Genomic DNA, 21418 nt, shown 5'->3' with positions numbered 1-21418 from the left:
AATTGAATTATGGTGGTCGCAACTCAAATCTTTATTGCGACAGTTTTCACCAACCACCACTAAAATGGTTGACACCATAATTGCTGTGGCTTTGGATTTAATGAATCCTCAACATCTCAAAAACTGGTTTACTAATTGCTGCTACTGTACCTCATAACATCTGGAAGTGCTGTATATCCATTACCCAGCGCCGAAAATCTTCCCCCTTATATCCTCCATCCATCCAAATCGTATGCAATCGCTTGACTTGATTTCCGGTTGCAGACACTCGTTGAAGGACAAGCTTTGCTCCTTGACGTTCGGGGACAGAGGCAGATGTAACCAAAACTCGTAACACGCTTACCTAACAAATCCACAGTCAGATGCCGTTTACGACCATGTATCTGTTTACCTGCGTCATAACCCACGTCTTGGTGAATCATGGTGGCGGTTTCGACTGATTGACTGTCAACTGCCGCCTCCGATGGACTGGGTTCACGTCCGGCAGTCACTCTCACCCATTGGTACAGTTTGTCATGTACTTTCAACCAAGTGCAATCTTTTTGCCACCTGCGGAAATACCCATAGACTGTTGACCAAGGGGGAAAATCTCCGGGTAATGCCCGCCACGTACATCCTTGACATAAGACGTAGACAATGGCGTTCATCACTGCATATATGGCTGTGGTGCGGGGACGACCACCAGTTTTTGCCGATGGAAACATTTCGGCAATTAATTCCCACTGCTCCAGAGTTAAATCATTAGGATATGCTTTAGTCATTCGCTCACAAAGTGGTGGTTTTTACCAATCTCAGCATACGCCTTGTGAGTTTTTTTACACCCTACCCCCACTTTTAAAACATCCTCTTAGCAAAACCCAGCCCTACAAGATACTATTGTTTTTTGCAATGAGCTACTTACTAAAGCAATTACAAGAGTATCTACCGGAATGACAAGGTTCTGAAACCTTACCCAAATGGGATATGACGATTATCCCTATTTGACTGGTACTTTATTTCTCCGCAACTCCTTTCTATCCGTTAACCACAGAACCGCCATTGGGATGCAAAATTTGACCCGTCATGTAAGACGAATCTTTTGAAGCTAAAAACACGTAACTGGGGGCAAGTTCATCGGGTTGACCCGGCCGTCCCAAGGGCGTGTCTGCACCAAATTTTTCAACTTTTTCTTCAGGAAAAGTTGCAGGAATTAGAGGCGTCCAAATCGGGCCGGGAGCTACTCCGTTGACGCGAATTTCTTTCTCAGCTAGACTTTGAGACAAAGAGCGGGTAAAAGCAACAATTGCTCCTTTTGTCGAGGAGTAATCTAGCAATTGTTGGTTGCCTTTGTAAGCGGTGATAGAGGTAGTGTTGATAATTGCACTTCCTTCTTTTAGGTGTTTTAGAGCGGCTTTTGTGAGGTAAAACATTGAGAAAATGTTGGTGCGGAAGGTGCGCTCTAATTGTTCGGCAGTGATGTCTTCGATGCTTTCTTGGGGATGCTGTTCGCCGGCATTGTTGACGAGGATGTCGAGATGGCCAAATTCTTTAACTGTTTGTTCTACAAGATTTTGGCAGACGCTTTCATCGCCGATGTCGCCGGCGATCGCAATACAGCGGCGGCCTTGTTGTTCGATCGCCTCTTTGGTCTTGTTAGCATCTTCATTTTCGTTGAGATAGCTGATAACCACGTCTGCCCCTTCCTTCGCAAAAGCGATCGCCACTGCACGCCCGATACCGCTGTCTCCGCCGGTAATTAAGGCTACTTTGTCCCGCAATTTGTCGCTACCGCGATATCCCTCCGCCAAGGATTGAGGTTGTGGAGTCATTTGGGATTCAACACCCGGTTGCTGTTCTTGATGTTGAGCCGGATTGGTTTGTTGTTGAGTTGGCATAAAATATTCCTCTATGTTCTACCTCTATAAATAAAGGTTTTCTTGGGGCAGGGAATCATTCTTTTTGCCGATCGCGCTCTACGACTAAAGACAGTAATTAAAGAGATAAATAAACCCGTCAGCCGAGCCCATGATTGTGGCGGGCTGGTTTATATAAATTGTGAGTTTTCCTCAAAGATTGTCGGTAAAACCAGCGCCTACGAGCATCGGGATATATTTGTTGTAGAGGCGGGTTTCACGAACAATATTTCCGGTAATTAAAGAAATCCATAAACCCGCCCCGCGAGCCTCTACATTATTGTCACAACAGCAAAAAGCACGCCAAAACATCATTTGACGTGCAGTTTAAACAAGCTAGTTACTAATTGCTGAGTCTCAAACTAGAAACCCAACCTAACATTAGAACAAGGAAGTCGAAGCATTCTGAGTAGGAGCAGCTAACAGTAATTGAGGGAGACCCTGCTCTGCTAAAAACAATTCAATCAGCGAACTCGTCGAGTCTTTCAATTCGTTGAAGTCAACAAAGCTGCTAACATCTGCACTCTCAGGAGCGAGCAAGCTATCGGCGCTGCTGGCCTGTACCAAAGCCGCCGCTGAACGGCCGGGGTTATTCAGAGGATCGGGGATGCTAGAACCAGTTACCACACCCGTGCCGCCAGTCACCGGATCGGTTGTCGCTGTTGGTGTCGGTACCACTACAGTAGGCGTAGTATTAGGACCAGGTACGTCAAAGCTAACCGGGTTGGGCCCAGTTCGGATCGGGAAATTGTTGGGAACGCCCGGAGTATCGAAGACTTCCAAAACCGAGTAGGTGGCTGGAGACAAATTATTAAACCGAGCAATCCCAGCAGCATCAGTTCTCACTAGCGGTTCTGTTGCAGCATCATAGCGACCGTTGCCGTTAAAATCCAAAGTGAAGGGGACATCGGCAAGGGGCGGTTCGTTTCCGTCTCTTACACCGTTGCGGTTGTCATCTCGGAATTTAGGAACCAACAGGTCATAGCGGCGAGAGTTACCGACCAAAGCGCAAGTAAAGGTTTGATTTGCACCGAGAACAACATCTACTGGTTGAGTGGTTTGGAAGTAACCAGGAGGCGTTACTTCTCGAATGCTGTAAGTGCCGGGGCGCAAATTGTTGAATGCAAAGACACCAAACTCATTGGTAGTAGTAGTGGCTTCATTTGCTTGCAACTGACCGTCACTATTACTATCGATAAAAATGGTGACACCAGCTATTGCTGGTTCATTGCCATCTCGATAACCGTTCAGGTTGAAGTCCTCAAACTTACACCCGGTGATGTTGCTGCTGGGTGTGTTGGCAAAGGTAACGTTGGCGTCCTGATTGCTCAGAGTAACATCGACGCGATCTGCAGTAGAAGCCGAGAAATTCGGCGGTACAACTTCTCGGACGACATAGTTGCCCGGTGTCAAGTTGGTAAAGGCAGCTCTTCCCTGCTCATTTGTCGTGAGTTGCTGTTCTCCAGTGTTGGGAGTGCCATCATTGTTGGTATCGAGGAATACAGTGACACCGTTAATTGGCAATTCACCCTGAGTTGGTTCAAAGCGACCGTTGGCATTCAAGTCGTTGTATTTGAAGACATTGATGATTGGTAGAGTGTTGCCCACACCGGCATTACTGCCAATACCCTGAGTAGCTCCAACTGGAGAAAAGGTAAGTGATGGTTGGGGGTTGGGCGCTGGTAAAGTTGTAACTGGCGCTGCAAAAATCGGCCGCTCACCAGTGGTCGCGATCGATCTTTCACCTGCTTGTTGAACGCCGTCGCGGTTGGTGTCTACGAATCTAGGGTCGTTTGGCTTCAGCGTGTAGGTTGAGTCTGCTACTAGCAGCGGTTGCTCTCTGCTGATCGTACCCTGGAATCGCGCCTGAGGCCCTGGTGCGGAAACCAGAGTGGGGTTTGGAGTTGTTGCTACTGGAGCATTGAGGTTTCCTGGGGCACCGCCACCTACTTCAGCAGGCAGTACACCTGGAAAAATTTCCAACACTCTGTAATCGCCAGCTCGCAAATCCTTGAAGGTAACTACTCCGTTCGCATCTGTGATGGCTATCGGTTCGGAGCCGGCTCCATCCCAGCGACCGTTCGCGTTCACATCTAAAATAAACGGTACTCTGGCAATGGGGGGTTCCAAGACTCCATTAACAACATTTCGCGTGCCGCTGCGGTCTATGTCTCGAAACTTGTTAACTTCAATTTGATAGAGCGGAGTGTCGCCAACTTGAGCGCAGGCAAAGGTTTGACCTGCTGCTACCGTCACGTCCAGTACCGGAACGTTGCCGGGGGGTGTGCTTTGGGGAAAATCTTGTGTTTCTAAGGGTTCTGCGCTCGGATCGTTAACTTCTAGTCCGGTAACAGAATTAATTTGTCGTCTGATCCGTTCTTCCCGAATCTTGTAGGTTCCGGGTGCTACGTTGAACGACCATGCACCATTTTTGTCTGTTAAGGTGTTGGCTTCCCCTGTATCGCGTTGACCGTTGCCATTTGAATCAATATAAATCCTGACATTTTTAATGCCCGGTTCATTTCCATCTCGGAAGCCGTCGGCATCTATGTCTAAATATTTGCATCCAACGATCCGGCTGCCTAAAGGTGTTTCGACTGGGCCGTTGCCAAAGAAAACGTTGACATTTCTGTTGCCAACGGTGACAGCGAGGGGGTTGGGAGTAGTAGGGGTCAAATTACCAGGTATTACGGTTTCCGTGAGTACGTAATTGCCCGGGACAAGATTTATGAATGAGAACGATCCGTTAGCGTCCGTCGTGGTTGAGACTTCTCCAGTACCAGCATCAAATACACCGTTGGTGCTTGTTGCTGATTCGAGGAGGATGGGGACATTCGCCAGACCTATTTCAGTTGGCTGTCTGATGCCATCCCGGTTCTGGTCAAAGAACTTGATGCCTAAAATTGCCGGGCCAGCATTCCCAACCACAACAGGCTGTAGTTGCAGGGCACTGCGCTCGTCCAAGTTAGTTAAATCTAAATCTGCCATGATTTCTCTCCTTCACACCTAAATCCACGTAAATTACAGACTACTGTATGGGTTGTAAGTTGCTGAGTAGTTTTTACTAATAGCTGACAACCGCTACTCGATTTTACATACGTCTGCACTTGAGGTAATGTTCCCATCTCCCACAACAGTGCCTCAAGCTTTGTCGCTGGCAAGTATATCAGGTTTTGAAGAACCCTGGCAATTTGAGGGCAACATCTTCAAGATTTGCACGCCTTCTCTGTCCATACATACTTGCTGTTTCGAGCTTTAAAAAGCCTAAGACTGACTTCTCCCCCCTGATATCAAGTCCGGCTGCATCGTTCTTGTTTGTCCTGGTTCGCTGTCCTTGGCGATCGCATTGTCTGGGATTGCCAAGTACAGCGAAACAGCACCGATCGAGCTACCGGACTTGATATGACTTGCTTTGCCTGGAAATACGCCGATCGGGTTTGGGGGAATTACCTGATAGTTTCTCACTCACAGAGATGCTACTGCCTCTGAATATTGCACCCAATATACAAGCCAGTTTCGGAGTTGCCGGAACTTAGGCTTGAGTGTTGGAGGTTGCCAACAATAGGGTATCACGCGATCGCCCTTTAACCTCTTCCTGATTTTGATCTGCGGTTTGGGATTCCGGGCGATCGAGCTTTGTGTCACCCTACATCACCGGGAAATCTCTCACACCCATCGGCACAACCGAGTGAGCGATCGCCAAATTAATTAATTCATTTACCTTGACAATTTGGTTGATTTCTGCATTCAGATTCAAACCGACATTCTGTTGCTCAAAGTTAGGAATATTGCCTAAATTCGCAAAAGATCCATCACTCAAAAAATCACTAATTCGATAAATATCACGACCCTGGCTCGAAAGCAAGCTATCCGCCCCAATATTGCCTGCAGGTTCGCCCGCGTATTTGCTGGCATCCGTCCGCGGGCCGCCATTCAAGGATTTAGCCGACCTATCCTCAGTATCTCCCGTCAGCAAATCTCCCGTCAGCAAATCGATGCTGCTGGCCCGAATCTCTGCCGAGACAACAACCACCGCAGGCGGGGTCGTTTGAATGAAACCGGGCGGCTGGACTTCCCTGACTACATAACTACCTACCGGAACGTTGCGGAAACTGTAATTGCCTTGAACGTCGCTTAAGGTACTCGCTTCACCCGGATCTAAACTGCTGTTGTTGTTGAGGTCGATGTAAATTTGAGTGTTGGCGATCGGCGGTTCCCCGGGATCTAGGCGGCCGTTAGCGTTAAAATCGTTAAATTTCACACCGCTGATGGTGCCCGTCACCAACACGTTGCCAAAGCTGAGATTAGTGGCGTTTGTGCCGTTGCCCACGGCGATGGGAGTTGGATTTGGCGTGGTTTGTCGAAAACCGGGTTGCGGGAGTTCCCTAACCAAATAGGTGCCTTGAGACAAATTGATAAAAGAGAAATTACCTTGCGGGTTTGTTAAAGTCGAAGGTTCGATGGGATCTGGGGCGCCGTTGTTGTTGAGGTCGAGGTAAATCGGCCAGTTGGCAACTCTCGGTTCCGTCGGTTCGTTGATACCGTTAGCGTTGAGGTCGTTGAACTTGAAGCCGCTGATGCTGCCGGTGGGAAAATTGTTGCCGAAATTGACGCCGACAGCGTTGGTATTGCCGGTAATGTCGATCGGGCCTGGATTTGGCGTAGTCTGTACCCATCCCGGTTGCTGGACTTCCCTCACCAAATACCGGCCCGGGGAAACATTCGCAAAAGTGTAGTTGCCTTGCGGGTTTGTGATGGTGTTGGGTTCGCCCGGATCAAAGCTGCTGTTGGCGTTGAGGTCGAGGTAAATTGGCCAGTTAGCCAGAGGCGGGTCTGTCGCATCTCGGACGCTGTTGGCATTGAGGTCGTTGAACTTGAAGCCGCTGATGCTGCCGACAAAAAAGACATTGCCAAAATTGATGTTGTTGACAGTGGCGTTGGAAGTAACATTAGCTGGGCCGGGGTCAGGCGTGGTTTGGCGAAAACCCGGTTGCTGGACTTCTCTCACCAAATATGTATCTGCGGGAATATTGACAAAAGCGTAATTGCCCTCAACGTTTGTCAAAGTAACAGGTTCGCCGCCATCGAGCCTGTTGTTGCGGTTGAGGTCGAGGTAAATTTGCCAGTTAGCTAGCCCTTGTTCCCCGAGATCTCGGCTGCTGTTGTTATTGATGTCGTTGAATTTTGTGCCTGCGATCGTCCCTGCGTTGAAGTTGTTGCCAAAATTGATATTGCCAGCGTTTGTCCCGCTGGTAATCGTGATGGGTGCGGGATTTGGGGTAGTTTGGCGAAAGTTCGGCTGCTGGACTTCCCTAACTTGGTAAGTTCCCGGCGGCAGGTTGGCGAAGATGTAGTTGCCTTGCGGGTTTGTGAGTGTGGAAGGTTCGTTAAACTCTGGCTGGCTGTTGTTGTTGAGGTCGAGGTAGATTTGCCAGTTGGGAATTGGGACTTCTCCGGGATCGGGGCTACCGTTGGCGTTAAGGTCGTTGTATTTGGTGCCGCTGATGCTGCCGACTTGGAAGTTCCCGATGTTGACGTTGCCGATGTCTATTTGGCGGGCGGTTCTGGTGGGATTGCTGCTGGATTCGGACATGGTGTTGCTGGGGCCCAAGGAACGCGATTCAATGTTTTCTGTAGGGCAATCTAGCAGTTTTTTTGCCAATTGCAGCTATTTGAGAGGCATAAATTTTTTTTAGGAAAGGGAAGGGGGGAAAAGTTGTGAGTTTTGAGTTAACAGGTTCCGAGGCTCTTCCTGGGAACCAGTTAATGCCCCATGCCCAATTCCCAATGCCGAACTTCCCACTTTTTTCCAGATTTGATGTACGATCGCTACCAGTTTTGCAGAGTTCGAATTCCCAATGTCCCAAAACTTGACAGCAAGCTGGAATGACGCCCGCGAGGTTCCGAGTTGGCTCGGAGGCTGGAGTTTGTGCGGTTTATTGCTAATGGGAGCGATCGCTTCTACTCCTGTTGCAGCACAGCTACCTACCTCCGAACAGAGTAACGGCAACAGCCCGATCGCTCAAACAGGTGCGATCGTCCGCCCCGCAATCAAATTGGGCAGCCGCGGATCGGAAGTGATCGAACTCCAAGCTGCTCTTAAATTGTTGGGCTTTTACGCTGACACTGTAGACGGGGTTTTCTCGCAAAGCACAGCTAGAGCTGTATCTGAGTTCCAAGAAGCAGCAGGCATCGCTCCAGACGCAATAGTCGGTCAAGATACTTGGAACAGGCTGTTTCCTGCGGCTCCGAGCGCGATCGTCGAAAACCCCATAGCCAACGATCCTGTAACTGCCGACAACTCAGAGATTAGTCCCGAAGCGCAGCCAACCAATTTTCCAGTTTTGAGAAGACGAATGCGGGGGCCGGCAGTCAGAGATTTGCAAGAGCGGCTGCGGGCCAAGGGATTTTTGCGCGTGAGTGCTGACGGCGTGTTCGGCCCGGCAACTCAAGCTGCTGTCAAGGCGGCTCAGCGACAATATCAATTACCCGCCGATGGCATTGTCGGCCGCGCAACTTGGGAAGCTCTGCTGCGTTGACAGCAAGCGAAAAGTGCCGGCTATGCACGTTGCGCGATCTGGCGATCGTACAAATTGTTAATAATCGCTTTTGGAAGTATTTCTGCACGTCAAAAAGTGTCAAGTTTGGTAAACAAAGTGTTTTCATGCACGCAGTTGGTGTTAACTTAAAAACATGAGGGGCAAAACCAAGAAGCACAAAAACTTGGATAAAAAATTTGGAATTAGAGTATTTGTCCCGCTCGGCTCTAGTTCGCAGGCAACGCCTGAACCGTGTAGCTTATTAGCAAAGAAAGGTTGATATTGCGATCGAGATTTGTTAAATAGCTTGAGGCTATTGCATGAATCAAAAGTTGCGATCGCACAACAGTCAAACACAGAAGTCTGAATAGACTCCGCTAGTAGCTAACTGGCCCGCACAGTAGTTGCAAAAAAGTCCACCTTAGTTGTAGTTTGCTGAAACTCAGCAGAGCTAAAAACCCACTTGAATCAACTTAATTTACAAATGTTTTAGGGTCTGGCATCCGATATGCTAGGCCCTAAAATATTGAAATTTTGAAGTAGTCATATCAAATCCGTAGCATCGGAATTAATATTACCCACAGCCTGGAAACGGCACTGCCGTTTCCCTACAATTAATCGCAGTAGGGAAACGGCAGTGCCGTTTCCTCTATATAATTTCGGTGCAACCGGAAATGATATCAGTAGTTTTTGACTGTTAACAGTCAAAAACTACAGTCAACTAATGACTAATAACTAATGACTAATGACCATTTCATTTAATGTCCTCAATTCGAGCATTCAAACCGTTAGCGCTGAGCATTTGTAGCAATTCCTCAGCTTTTTCGCGTTCCCGAAAAGCACCGGCTTGCATCACCGATCGCCCGCTGGAAAAAGAGCGAAAAGCACCGGGAACGAGAGATTTCATTTTTTGTAGATCGCCCGAACTGTTGGTATCCACCACAACTCGATACCGCAAACCCAAAGCAGACGGTCGATCGAATGACGGCGAATTGTCGTAATCGGGCAAAGAATTTCCCCCTAAAGCAGCAGGTACATAACCGCCCCTTCCTAGAGGAATGTTGCGGCCCGGAACCGGCAATCTACCTTCGGAAGAAACCGCAGTCGAACTATCAAAATTGGGAGGAATAATTGATTGCTGTACCGAAATTTCCGAAACCGATCGAGAATTAGGCTCGGGCACGGGAATTGCGATCGCCCCTGGGACTACCGCTGAAGCAGCGGCATTCCTCGGAGAAAGCTCTTGCCGCAACTGGGCGCTTCGCGGTGCGGGTCGATTTTGCACCGGTCGCCTGGAAACGGGCGCAGGTGGAGAAATTGGCGGTATTCCTACTCTGGGACTTAGCCGCCCGGGAGTGTAAGCAGGGAGAGAAGTTTCTGGGCCGCCGATGCTGGGAGGTCGATCGGCCCTTAGCTCAAAAGCACTTCCCCCAATTGGCGCAGGAGGGCTAAAAGTTCCCGCCACATCAACCGATCCCGTCGTCCGGTTGCTCGACAATTGATTGCCGTAAGCTGGGATTACTTGACCTTTGGCCGCATTGTTTACATCGTACTGACCGTTGTTGCGAATGATATTCCCCCCCGGTTCGGTCGCAGTTCCCAAATCCGGCAGAGCTCTGGCGATCGCCACAATTCCGTCCCGCCGGTTACTCTCGATATAATTGTTGCGCAGCACCGGTCTAGCATCAGCTTGCACTACCACGCCGTCCTTATTGCGAGTAATTTTGTTGCCGATCAGCAGAGGCGAAGCGTTCTGCGCTACATTCACCCCAAATCCCGTGTTTTCAAACACATTATCTCGAACTTCCGGCTGAGAACTGCCAAAAATCGTGATGCCGTTAGCTCCATTTTTCGAGAAAACATTCCCGCCAATCGTCGGCCTGGAAGTACCCACTACCGAAATTCCGTCGTGAGTGCTGCCAGAAAAAGTATTGTTGACAACCGTCGGAGAACTCGATTCGATCCACAAAGCGTAACCGCGAGAGTTGGTATTCGTCACCGTCACCCCGCTGAGTCCCGCCCCGTCTGCGGCTAAAATCGCGATATTTTGACCCGCCGAAGTCGGACTGATAAAGTATCCTCCGCCTTTGATGACAATATTCTGACCCCGAGTGTTGGGATTTCCCTGAACTGTCACGCTGGACCTGAGCATTAATGGAAATTTTTCGCCGGATTGAGCGCTGTAAGTACCGGGCGCTAGCAAAATCGCTGTTTTGGGCGGGGCCACGCTTAAGGCGTAGGTAAGGGTTTTGAACGGTGATCGATCGCTGCCGTTGCCCCCCGTGTCGCTGCCCCCGGTCGAGCTGACGTAGAGTATGTTGATGTCGCTCTGCAGCGTCTGAGAAAGTAGCTGCACTCCCGGTATCCCGGCAGCTATAACTGACGGTTGATGGTTGCAAAGGGCGGTGCTGGCAAAAACGAGCAAAAGGCAAGAACTCAAACAAGGTTTTTGCGATCGATTTTCTTTGCACCAGGTCTGTTGTGAGTAAATCAGCATAAAAAAACGCAACTTATCTGTGAGTCGAGTTTCGCCTCCGGTGTTTCGTGTCGGGTTTTCGCGATCGAAGTTTAAATACGCCCGCCTGTTTGGGTTGTTCTCCCTTAATCTTTTGTGTTGTTCTGCTAACCTCACGGCTCTCCTCCCAAGTGTGGTATGCAGCTTAACGATTTCACTCTCATCAAGTTTGATCTATTATGCTTCGTTTTTCTCAAATTCAATAAAACTTAAAAATTTGTCTAAATTAAATCGGTTGAGGTAAAAATTAGGCCGATCGCTTTGCTACGATCTTGACCAAGAATTTCTTGATGGTACCCGCCACGTGATTTATCCGTGGAATCAATCGAAAGCATCTCAAATCTAAAATCCTCAAGCCCCTGAATTTATCCGTGGGGTCAATCCAAAATCCAAAATCTAAAATCTAAAATCGAATGACGGCGTGGGAGAATATAGCGGTTTGACTGGTAGGATTAATTATAATTAGGGTGGTTCTGAATGACCGACAAACAAAACAGAACTTTACCGGCACAGCCAGCACTCTGCCGGATCTTAGATGCAAATTTAGATCGATCGCGCGAAGGGTTGAGAATTATTGAAGAATGGTGCAGGTTTGGTCTCAACAACGCCGATTTAGCTGGCGAGTGCAAGCAACTGCGTCAAGAATTGGCTGCTTGGCACGTCGCAGAACTTCGCAGTGCTAGGGATACGCCCGCAGATCCGGGTACGGAGTTGACTCACCCGCAGGAAGAGCAGCGTTCGAGCATTCAGCAGCTACTGGAGGCGAATTTCTGTCGGGTGGAAGAAGCTTTGCGGGTACTCGAAGAGTATGGCAAAATTTACGATCGGAATATGGGCGCGGCTTTTAAGCAGATGCGCTATCGGGTTTATACTCTCGAAAGCAATTTGCTGGCTTATCGGCGCTACCAGCAGTTACTTCGATCGCAGTTATACCTTGTAACTTCGCCCAGAGACAACTTGATGGGAGTTGTGGAAGCTGCTTTGCAAGGCGGACTGACTTTGGTGCAGTACCGCGACAAAAGCTCAGACGACGGCGCAAAGTTGGCCAACGCGCGCCAGCTTTGCGAACTTTGTCACCGCTACGATGCTTTGCTGATTGTGAACGATCGCGTGGATTTTGCGATCGCAGCGGATGCCGACGGCGTACACTTAGGGCAGGGAGATTTGCCTGTGGCGGAAGCGCGCAAGTTGCTCGGCCCGGGACGGATCATCGGTCGTTCTACTACGAATGGCGAGGAAATGCAGCGAGCTATTGAAGAGGGAGCCGACTACATTGGAGTTGGGCCTGTTTATTCCACTCCTACTAAACCTGATAAACAGGCGGCAGGTTTGGACTATGTGCGGTATGCTGCTGATAAGTCGCCGATTCCGTGGTTTGCGATCGGCGGAATTGATATCAACAACCTCGATGAAGTATTAAATGCCGGAGCTCAAAGGGTTGCCACAGTACGCGCGATTATGGAAGCAGAACAGCCTACTTTAGTGACGCAGTTTTTCATCTCGCAGTTGATTCGGATGCAGAATCTGAAAGCTCAGAAAGCTTTGCAGGGGAAAACCTAGTAACCGAGGACACGGCAATGCCGTTTCCCTACCCGGATATAATTGTAGGGAAACGGCATTGCCGTGTCCTGACTGTGGGTAATATTAATACCGATGCCACCGGATTTTATATAACTAATAACTAATAACTGATGATAAATCAAATTGCGCTGCAAGTTAACGGAGAAACCCGCAATTGTGCGATCGACACACCGTTACCAAAATTACTAGAACAATTGGGATTAAACCCGCGCTTGGTAGCTGTGGAGTACAACGGGGAAATTCTGCACAAACAATTTTGGGAAACTACACAAATGCAAGAGGGCGACATCTTAGAAGTTGTCACAATTGTGGGAGGAGGCTAGCCAATTTTTAGGAGTAAAAACGAGAGTTTTTCCTGCTTCTGTGGTTCTTGGTAAGCACCCAGAGTCCTTTCTCCGGGGAAACAAATTGCAAAAAGCTCTGCCTCCTGTAAATTTCTAATAACATAGAAAATCAGGAGGCAGAGCCTCAATTATATGGGTTCCCAGGCATAGCCTAGGAACGAGGAACTAAACTGCGACAGCTTCAGCCGCGGGTTCAGCCACAGGTGCTGCTACAACAGGATAAATGCTGACTTTCTTGCGAGTTTTGCCTTTTCTTTCAAAAGTCACCACACCGTCAATCATGGCAAACAGAGTATCATCTCTGCCGATACCAACATTATTGCCAGGGTGAACTTTAGTGCCGCGTTGGCGGATCAAAATGTTGCCAGCTTTGACAACTTGACCGCCGTACTTTTTGACACCCAGACGCTGAGAATTAGAGTCGCGTCCGTTACGTGTACTGCCTGTACCTTTCTTGTGGGCCATAATATCCTCAACTGTATTTACTATGTTTTATTCTGAATCAGTTTCGGCGGTTTGGGGGGTTTCAACAACTGCTGCAGTTAAGTCTCTGGCGGCTAACACTGTACCGTTGACGCTGATGGAGTCAATCATAAAGCGAGTTGTTTCTTGACGGTGCCCTTTTTTCTTCCGAGTTTTCTTTTTCGGCTTCATCTTGTAGACGAGGACTTTGCGGCCCCGGAAATGCCGCAGAACCGTTCCTTCTACTGTGGCATTTTCTAGTAGAGGCTGGCCGATATGAACCTCGCCTTCGTGCTGGATCAGAAATACTTTGTCTATGGTGACTTTGGATTCAGCTTCAACGTGAAGCAGTTCGATGTCGTAGAAGCGGCCTGGTTCTACCCGAAATTGTTTGCCGCCGGTTTCAATGATTGCGTAAGTCATGGGATGGTTGTTGAGATTGCCGTACAGGTAGCTGATGAGTCATTGGTCATTGGTCGTTGTGGACTTTTGACGGCTGACTGCTCTCCAGCTTTTGGAATGTCTTAACCTGATCCGAGCCGGATTTAGACAGACAATCTATCATTATTGGCGATCGTTGTATTTTTGTCAAGGTAAAAGGCACTTAATCTTTTCTAATTGTTAGTTTGAGAACAGATTGGTGGCGACGAACTACGGAATGCTTACAGAGTTAAATGTAGATTTTCTCAGATTCTCTCTTCTGAAATAGGGCAGGTAAAAATGGCCAATCGCATCTGGAAACTCTTAACTACTGATATTAAAGAACTGTGTTCCGCCGAAGCAGCGGAGGGAATCGGAGAAGCTGGGAAAACAGCCGCAGAATTGGCAAAAATGTTCAAAGAACAAGGGCTGGACAATAGCAACTTGCTGCTAGAGGTTTTGAACTCTCCCTTAGCTCAAGTTGTGGGAACTGGATTGCCATTTGTCGGAATTGCGGCGAAAATGCTGGCATTTTTCATCGAAAAAACTCAACAGCAGCCGACTTTAGCTGAGTGCATTTTCCTCGTCAGTCAGGCGGCTTATCTGGAAAGTTTTAAGGATTTTATTGGACAAGACGCAAGTTTGTTAAATCGCATCGGGCAAACTCCGGTTTCCGATAAAGTCAAGCAGTTGCTTAAAAAATTGGCGGATTTGGAATTGAGCGATACAGCAGCTACAGAAACTGTTATTTGCTTCCGGGATTCGATATTAGCCGAGGAATTTAACCTAGTGCTGTCACAGCGGCTGCAACAAGCCGGACTAAATGCCGATGAAGCTCAAATGTTGACAAAGAGAGTTGCTGCTAATACTCACCGTTATTTAATCAAAGCTTGGGCTGTTTCCAGCGATGCCATGAAACATCTCGGACAGCCTTCTATCAGAGAATGGCGGGAGGAACAAGAGAAATATCAAAGCATTGACAAATACCTGCAAGAACAGATTGCCTCTCTACCCCTAGAACCTGTATTTGCAGAAAATTTCTCATTCAAAGATATCTACGTGCCTCTGAAGGCAAAGCCAATTGATAAAAAGGCAAATCGTGTTAAAAATACAGAACATTTCGATTTAGCAACTTGGGCAAAAAAATTGCTTGAGGATGGCAAAAAAGAAAATAAAGTAATGTTTGTCGAAGCTGGACCCGGACGCGGCAAGAGCGTTTTTTGTCGGATGTTTGCTGACAGGGTGCGGCAACATTTGCATCCAGTTTGGACTCCCGTGTTAATTCGACTGCGAGATATTCCCATATTGCAAAAGAGTTTTCGAGAAACACTCAAAGAAGCAGTTAATGCTGGTTTTGCTAGCGATGACGGCTGGTTGACAGATAGAAACACGCGATATTTGTTTTTCTTGGATGGCTTTGACGAGTTGCTGATGGAGGGGAGAAGCAGCGGCGGTTTAGAGCAATTTCTCAAGCAAGTAGGACAATTTCAGCGAGACTGCGATCAGAATTCGGAAATGGGACACCGGGTTTTGATTACTGGCAGAACTTTAGCTTTGCAAGGGATTGAAAGGCAAATGCCAGATAACTTGGATCGAGTCGAAATTCAGATAATGGATGACGGGATACAGCAACAGTGGTTGAGCAAGTGGGAAGCCCAACTAGGGACCGAAAAAACCTCAGCTTTTCAGAATTTTTTGCAAGATAAATGCTGTCCACAGAATGTAAAATCAGAACTCTCGCGAGAGCCGCTCTTGCTTTATCTGTTAGCGGCAATGCACCGGGACAAAATCTTGAAAGTTGAGGATTTTCAAGGAACTAACAGCACTCAAGCAAAAATTTTGATTTACAACCAAGCTGTGAATTGGGTACTCACTGAACAGCGGTCTAAATTGCTCAATCGCAATTTGACCGAACTGGAGACAGAAGATTTGCGGCGCATCCTTACAGAAGCAGGATTGTGCGTGGTGCAGTCGGGAGGGGAATGCGCTCCTGTAGCGATGATAGAGAAACGATTGAGAGAAGACAACTCGGTTAAAGCCTTACTTGAAAAAGCACAAATACCGATTGGCGACAATCCTCTGAGAAATGCTTTGGCGGTTTTTTATCTTCAGCAAGGCAGTAAAGAAGGTTCTGTGGAGTTTGTACACAAGAGTTTTGGTGAATTTCTGTGTGCGGAACGATTGAAAGAAAGTCTGGAAGAGTGGACGGAACCGGGAAAGAAAGGTAGAGGATTTAATACTCAAGACTCTCAGATGGACTGGGAGATTTATGATTTGTTGGGTTATGGGCCGCTGACAGAAGAAATTGTGGAATATTTGATGGGGTTGTTAACAAGTCCGGCTGATCCAGGCGAGGAAAATCAGTTTCGCTTTGTGGAGTTATTCCAGCGTTTGGAAAATTTTTATCTGCGGTGGTGCGAGGGCGAATTTATCGATATGCTGCCGGAAAGTTTGCCTCAGAAGAAGATGCGCCTACTGCGAGATCAATTGAAAACCCAAGATTTGGGACAGCGACAAATAGATATTTATGCTGGTTTGAATGTGATGATTTTGCTGTTGGAGTTGCATTGTTACGGTCAGCAGAGAGATAAATTGAAAAACAAAATGGTGTTTTATCCTTGCGGGAAGCCTAATGATGAAGGCAAGCTTGACGATACCAATCGGTTATTGCGTCTCATCAGCTATAGCTATTGTGTTGGGGATTCTGGCTTTCTCCAAATTGTTGGGCTATTTCTCAGCGGCGCAAACCTCAGCGGCGCAAACCTAGGTGGCACTGAACTCTGTGGCGCAGACCTCTATGGCGCAAACCTTAGTGGTGCAAACCTCAACGGCGCAGAATTCAGCAACGCAGACCTCATTGACGCAAATCTTAGGGGCGCACACCTAAGTGGTACATATCTCACTGAGGCAGACCTCAGCGGCGCAGACCTCAGCAACGCAGACCTCAGCAACGCAGACCTCAGCAACGCAAACCTCAGTAGCGTAGACTTCAGAGGCGCAAACCTCAGCGGCGCAGACTTTACCGGTGCAGACCTCAGCGACGCAAATCTAAGTGGTGCAAACCTCCACGATGCAGACCTCCGCGACGCATACCTTAGCGACGCAAATCTCAGTAGCGCAGACCTCCGCGACGCAGACCTCCGCGACGCAAATCTCAGTGGCACAAATCTCAGTGGCACAAATCTCAGCGGCACAAACCTCAGCGGTGCAAACCTCAACGATCGCACTCTTGGCGATGTCAAATGGGATGAAAATACAAAGTGGGAGAATGTTCGAGGTTTGGATACAGCCGTTGATGTTCCAGAAGCCTTAAGGCGACAGCTAGGAATGCAGTAGAAACATTTTTCCAGGCTTGGCGTATCATTTTTATCAACAGGCTTTCCGGCCTGTTCCACAAAGAGTGAATTTTCTTGTGGGGTGGGCGCCAGAGTCCGCGCACTTGGCTAGAGTTTGAGCATCCCACCATCGCAGATGCGGCCATCTATCCCTATATCGCTTTAGCGAGAGACCGCAAGATTGAACTCGATGCTTATCCCAATGTTTTGAATTGGATCGATCGGGTGAAGCAACTCTCTGGTTATATTCCCATGTTGGGAATCTAGGCATTTTGAAGATCGCCGAGTTAAATAAGTAGACAAGGAGTTAGATTTTATGCCTCGTCAATTTGGTAAGATCGCTTTTACTCCCGCAGTGAAAGCCATGCAAGAAAAAATGGGTTCCCGCGAGAACTATGAACGCTTTGTGGCTAAAGGTGCAGATAATAATTCCATCAATCCCGATCTAGAGCAATTTATTTCCAGTATGGAAGGATTTTATCTAGGCACTGTGAGTTCTAATGGCTATCCCTACATTCAGTTTCGCGGCGGGAAAGCAGGATTTTTAAAGATTCTCGATCCGAGAACTTTGGGATTTGCTGATTTTCGTGGCAATGTGCAATATATCTCTGTGGGAAATCTTGCTGAAAATGATAAAGCATTTTTGTTCCTAATGGATTACCGTCATCGCCGGCGCCTCAAGATTCTCGGTCGCGCCCGCGTTGTGGAAGACGATCCAGTAATACTTGCCCGAGTTCGGGATACAGACTATGATGCAACTGTGGAAAGAGCGATCGTATTTGAAATTGATGGCTGGGATTGGAACTGTCCGCAGCATATTCCGATTCGCTATTCTGAAACGGAAGTAGAAGCAATGCAGACCAGAATTAGAGAGTTGGAGAAACTTTTAGCAGCTAAAAACCCTAATAACGTAAATACTCCCGATCCACTGGCGCCCATCAATTAACAAGCAAGAACAGCATTGAATAAGTAGCGGATACTGATGCTATCCCAAAGTACGATCGACCCTGTGGTTTACCGTGTGGTTTGTAGCGAGCACGAAGAGTCCTCATCAATAAGGAGTAAAGTCCTGACTGCCAACGATCGCCCTTAATTATCTTCAAAAGGGCGATCGAACTGGGTTCAAGCCGTCGCAGAACATTTGCGCGATCGTAACAATTCCAAAGCTTGCTGTTTCACGCGACCTTCCATCACCTCTTTTTGCAAATTAATAAAAGCCTCAAAATCTTCTAAACCGTACTTAGTCATCTGCAACTGCTGTCGCAACTGTTCTTCGGCCTCAACAGTTAAGTAACCTGTTGCCAAAGCTTTGCGGACAATTTTACTGATTAAAGTCATAGTAGCTTCACCCTGAATACACGTACGTTAAAACACTGAAGTTTTGTCAAACGACTAACTCAGCTTTTAGTTTGTTTCATAATTACCCTTCAAATACGTTAAATCTACCTTAAGGTCTATGTAAATAAAGTTATTTTTGATACATCTATGAAACTGAAGCGATTTTAAATGTAGAGTGCGATTAAATTGGTATCTTGAGTTTATGTCAGACAACATTATCCTTCAAATACCTTACATCTATCTTAAGGCATATTTAAACATAGCGATTTGTGACATTGGCAATTGTAGAGATTTAAAATGTAGAGTGCGCTTAAATTGGTGTATTTAGTTTCTATCTAACAACAGCCGCCATTCTCTCACAGCAAAAGGAGGAACCAGCAATTCTGTTTCTTTTTGATTTTTCACGGGCAAATTCAACCGCAAAGGTCGATTACTTTCCACTTGTGTAATTATTGATTTAAAATCGTATTCTCCGACATTAATGGGCAAATCAGACTCGCTCCAAATATCATTTGCCTTGCCAATTTCCCGCTTTCCCGCCGCAACTTTCAGCGGTACAGGGTGCTGTATTTCTATTCCCGGAAATCCTACTAATCTCAGATTTAAAGACTTTACTACTCCCGACTTTACTCGCTTGTACAAAACAACTTGCCACGCTTTGTCATCAGTATCGCGCAGGCTTTGTACGGATCGGAACATTACTGTCTCGGCAGTTTCTGGATATTTGTGAATCGAGGCGAAAGCCGGCGGGCTGACAGCTAAGATTAGATACAAGCACAAGCTAATGACAGTTAAAGTTCTACGCCAACAATAATGTTTTTTCAACTTGCAATACCTCCGATAAGTTACACTTTTTAGCAAAAAAACAGGTTTCTCTTGAGATTATTAAGGAATGAACAATAGAAACAGGCAGGTTTTGTATAAAGGTTATTCGTCGATGACCGAGTTACGCGCTCAACCTGCCCCTACATTATACCTAGTCTTGGTTTCGTGAAGTTAAGCGCTAAACTTGGTCTTACAATGTACATAGTCTGGTTTATTTCCAATCGGTTTCGGCTTGGGATAGCACGTAAGCTGAAACATCGATAATTTGTTGTTCCGACAAACGATCTTTGTAAGCGGGCATAATACCTTTGCCGTTGGTTACTAAGTTGGAAATATTGGCGATGGAATCCATGCCGTATTTTTTTAATGCTTTTTGTTTCAAGTTTTTGCCGCGCCTGATAATGTTGCTACCGTTGATGTGACAACCTGCACAGTTGGCGCTGAACACTTCGGCTGCGGTTGCGGGATTTGTAGCTGTATCTGCGAGGGCGATTTGGCAATTAGTGGCGATTTCTACAAAAGCCAGTATCAGTATCAATACAAAAGCGCTGAGAAATTTTTTAAATTTATTTAGCGAAATCATCTATTTGCAATCTGAAAAATAGTGCTGGATTTAATGATATCACTAAATACGCATTTTGGGTTAACTCAGCGATTCATTCTTCCCAATCGAATGTGCGGGAAACTGCTTTCTTCCAAAAGCGATATTTTTGCTCGCGAAGTGCGATCGGCATTTTCGGTTCCCAAGTAAAATCGACCGCCCAATTGTCCCGCAATTCGGCTAGCTGACTCCAAAAACCTACCGCCAAACCCGCCGCATAAGCCGCGCCGAGTGCAGTAGTTTCTGCTACCACAGGCCGCACCACTGGCACTCCCAAAACATCGCTCTGAAACTGCATCAGCGTGTGATTTCCCACCATTCCTCCGTCTACTTTTAGAGACAAAAGCTGCACAGCAGAATCCTGATTCATCGCATCCAATACTTCTCGCGTTTGCCACGCGGTAGCTTCCAATACTGCGCGGGCAATGTGTGCCTTAGTCGCGTAGCGAGTTAAACCTGCAATTACTCCCCGGGCGCTGTCTTTCCAATAGGGCGCGTAGAGTCCAGAAAATGCCGGGACAACGTAAACTCCGCCGCTATCTTCGACTGTATTTGCTAATGTTTCTACTTCCGCAGATGTGTTGATGATGCCCAAATTGTCCCGCAGCCACTGCACTAAAGCTCCGGCGATCGCAATACTGCCTTCCAAAGCATACACAGCGGGCGATTCCCCCATTTTGTAGGCGACGGTTGTCAGCAACCCATTTTTTGAAGGGACGATCGCCTCACCGGTATTCAGCAGCATAAAACAGCCCGTACCGTAAGTATTTTTCGCCTCCCCCGGACTGAAACAAGTTTGCCCGACGAGGGCTGCTTGCTGATCGCCCAAAGCAGCAGCAATCGGAACACCTGCCAGCAATCCTTTTGCAGTTCCAAAAACTTGACTCGAAGGGCGAATTTCTGGCAGCATCTGGCGGGGAATTGCCATTATTTCCAAAGTTTCGGCATCCCAATCGAGGGTTTGCAAATCCATCAGCATCGTGCGGCTGGCGTTGGTAACATCGGTAATGTGCGCACCGCCAGTCAGGTGCCAAATCAGAAAAGTATCGACATTGCCAAAAATCGCATCCCCTCGATCTGCAGCTTCCCGCAATCCTGAAATATTGTCCAACATCCACTTAATTTTCGGCCCGCTGAAATAAGTTGCCAGCGGCAAACCGCATCGTTTTTGAAATCGATCTTTGCCCTCAAATTCAGCTAATTTTTCGCAAATTTTGTGAGTGCGGGTATCTTGCCAAACAATTGCATTACCGTAAGGTTTGCCAGTGTTTTTGTTCCAAACAATTGCAGTTTCTCGCTGGTTTGCTATACCGAGTGCAGCAATATCTTTCGGGTCGATATTGCCGATTTCGAGGGCATTTTTAATCACGCTTTGGGTGCGCTGCCAAATTTCCTCGGGATTGTGTTCAACCCATCCTGGTTGCGGATAGATTTGCTGGTGTTCTTGTTGGTTGCTGCAAATTATCTGTCCCCGACGATCGAATATGATAAACCGGGTGCTGGTGGTTCCTTGGTCTATCGCTGCTACGTATTTTTTTGCCAATTGTCTAAAAGATGTTTAGTAAT

18 protein-coding genes and 1 pseudogene are annotated in these 21418 nt (G+C 47.4%); 6 read left to right on the top strand and 13 right to left on the bottom strand.

Annotated features, from left to right (window positions below; genetic code table 11):
- Positions 1-151: 151 nt before the first annotated feature.
- The 6 genes and pseudogenes from E5S67_RS34810 to E5S67_RS20075 all read right to left on the bottom strand — a co-directional run bounded on the left by E5S67_RS34810 (position 152) and on the right by E5S67_RS20075 (position 7554).
- Positions 152-337: a transposase gene (locus E5S67_RS34810; RefSeq protein WP_422614760.1), complete on the bottom strand. Its 186-nt coding sequence runs from the start codon at positions 335-337 to the stop codon at positions 152-154.
- Positions 338-350: 13 nt separating this feature from the next.
- Positions 351-761 (bottom strand): annotated as a pseudogene (locus E5S67_RS20095) (IS5 family transposase); the annotation flags it as partial.
- Positions 762-1013: 252 nt separating this feature from the next.
- Positions 1014-1874, bottom strand: a complete 861-nt coding sequence (locus E5S67_RS20090; RefSeq protein WP_172190171.1) for an SDR family oxidoreductase — start codon at positions 1872-1874, stop codon at positions 1014-1016.
- 399 nt (positions 1875-2273) lie between these two features.
- On the bottom strand, positions 2274-4880 hold the full coding sequence (locus tag E5S67_RS20085) for an SdrD B-like domain-containing protein (protein ID WP_172190170.1): 2607 nt from the start codon (positions 4878-4880) through the stop codon (positions 2274-2276).
- 276 nt (positions 4881-5156) lie between these two features.
- On the bottom strand, positions 5157-5357 hold the full coding sequence (locus tag E5S67_RS20080; protein WP_172190169.1) for a hypothetical protein: 201 nt from the start codon (positions 5355-5357) through the stop codon (positions 5157-5159).
- Between the two features lie 181 nt (positions 5358-5538).
- The gene (locus tag E5S67_RS20075) at positions 5539-7554 is read right to left on the bottom strand and encodes an SdrD B-like domain-containing protein (RefSeq protein ID WP_246276884.1); all 2016 of its coding nucleotides are present in this window, start codon (positions 7552-7554) and stop codon (positions 5539-5541) included.
- Positions 7555-7750: 196 nt separating this feature from the next.
- On the opposite strand from E5S67_RS20075, the gene E5S67_RS20070 reads away from it, so the two are divergent.
- On the top strand, positions 7751-8431 hold the full coding sequence (locus E5S67_RS20070) for a peptidoglycan-binding domain-containing protein (RefSeq protein WP_172190168.1): 681 nt from the start codon (positions 7751-7753) through the stop codon (positions 8429-8431).
- 754 nt (positions 8432-9185) lie between these two features.
- Here E5S67_RS20070 and E5S67_RS20065 read toward each other — a convergent pair.
- Positions 9186-11063 carry a DUF1565 domain-containing protein gene (locus E5S67_RS20065; protein WP_172190167.1) on the bottom strand — a complete coding sequence of 626 codons (1878 nt, stop codon included), beginning with the start codon at positions 11061-11063 and terminating at the stop codon, positions 9186-9188.
- 360 nt (positions 11064-11423) lie between these two features.
- Here E5S67_RS20065 and E5S67_RS20060 point away from each other — a divergent pair, with 360 nt between their 5' ends.
- Together E5S67_RS20060 and thiS are read left to right on the top strand one after the other, a co-directional pair.
- Positions 11424-12506, top strand: a complete 1083-nt coding sequence (locus tag E5S67_RS20060; protein ID WP_172190166.1) for a thiamine phosphate synthase — start codon at positions 11424-11426, stop codon at positions 12504-12506.
- A gap of 131 nt (positions 12507-12637) precedes the next feature.
- The gene (thiS, locus tag E5S67_RS20055; protein WP_015176890.1) at positions 12638-12850 is read left to right on the top strand and encodes a sulfur carrier protein ThiS; all 213 of its coding nucleotides are present in this window, start codon (positions 12638-12640) and stop codon (positions 12848-12850) included.
- Positions 12851-13036: 186 nt separating this feature from the next.
- On the opposite strand, the gene rpmA is transcribed toward thiS, so the two are convergent.
- Both rpmA and rplU read right to left on the bottom strand, forming a co-directional pair.
- The gene (gene rpmA / locus E5S67_RS20050; protein WP_172190165.1) at positions 13037-13336 is read right to left on the bottom strand and encodes a 50S ribosomal protein L27; all 300 of its coding nucleotides are present in this window, start codon (positions 13334-13336) and stop codon (positions 13037-13039) included.
- Positions 13337-13363: 27 nt separating this feature from the next.
- Positions 13364-13756, bottom strand: coding sequence for a 50S ribosomal protein L21 (gene rplU, locus E5S67_RS20045; RefSeq protein WP_172190164.1), 393 nt, complete (start codon positions 13754-13756; stop codon positions 13364-13366).
- 297 nt (positions 13757-14053) lie between these two features.
- Between rplU and E5S67_RS20040 the strand changes: the two genes are divergently transcribed.
- From E5S67_RS20040 to E5S67_RS20030, 3 genes are all read left to right on the top strand, one after another.
- Positions 14054-17089, top strand: a complete 3036-nt coding sequence (locus E5S67_RS20040; RefSeq protein ID WP_172190163.1) for a pentapeptide repeat-containing protein — start codon at positions 14054-14056, stop codon at positions 17087-17089.
- Positions 17090-17163: 74 nt separating this feature from the next.
- A complete protein-coding gene (locus E5S67_RS20035; RefSeq protein ID WP_216670604.1) occupies positions 17164-17355 on the top strand; it encodes a glutathione S-transferase C-terminal domain-containing protein in 192 nt (63 codons plus the stop codon).
- 49 nt (positions 17356-17404) lie between these two features.
- Complete coding sequence (locus tag E5S67_RS20030; protein WP_172190162.1) at positions 17405-18034, top strand: pyridoxamine 5'-phosphate oxidase family protein; 630 nt, start codon at positions 17405-17407, stop codon at positions 18032-18034.
- A 176-nt stretch (positions 18035-18210) separates the two neighbouring features.
- Here E5S67_RS20030 and E5S67_RS20025 read toward each other — a convergent pair whose 3' ends face one another.
- The 4 genes from E5S67_RS20025 to glpK form a co-directional block, all read right to left on the bottom strand.
- Positions 18211-18426 carry a hypothetical protein gene (locus E5S67_RS20025; protein ID WP_015176895.1) on the bottom strand — a complete coding sequence of 72 codons (216 nt, stop codon included), beginning with the start codon at positions 18424-18426 and terminating at the stop codon, positions 18211-18213.
- Positions 18427-18750: 324 nt separating this feature from the next.
- Positions 18751-19251 carry a DUF3122 domain-containing protein gene (locus E5S67_RS20020; RefSeq protein WP_172190161.1) on the bottom strand — a complete coding sequence of 167 codons (501 nt, stop codon included), beginning with the start codon at positions 19249-19251 and terminating at the stop codon, positions 18751-18753.
- Between the two features lie 211 nt (positions 19252-19462).
- Positions 19463-19834, bottom strand: coding sequence for a c-type cytochrome (locus tag E5S67_RS20015; RefSeq protein ID WP_172190160.1), 372 nt, complete (start codon positions 19832-19834; stop codon positions 19463-19465).
- 73 nt (positions 19835-19907) lie between these two features.
- Positions 19908-21395 (bottom strand): glycerol kinase GlpK, encoded by a 1488-nt coding sequence (gene glpK / locus E5S67_RS20010; protein WP_172190159.1) that lies wholly within the window; start codon positions 21393-21395, stop codon positions 19908-19910.
- Between the last annotated feature and the right edge of the window lie 23 nt (positions 21396-21418).

This window comes from Microcoleus asticus IPMA8 (genome assembly GCF_013179805.1).
GTDB lineage: Bacteria > Cyanobacteriota > Cyanobacteriia > Cyanobacteriales > Microcoleaceae > Microcoleus > Microcoleus asticus.
The sequence above is the reverse complement of the archived record's forward strand: the minus strand, read 5'-3'. Positions and strand labels throughout refer to the sequence as shown.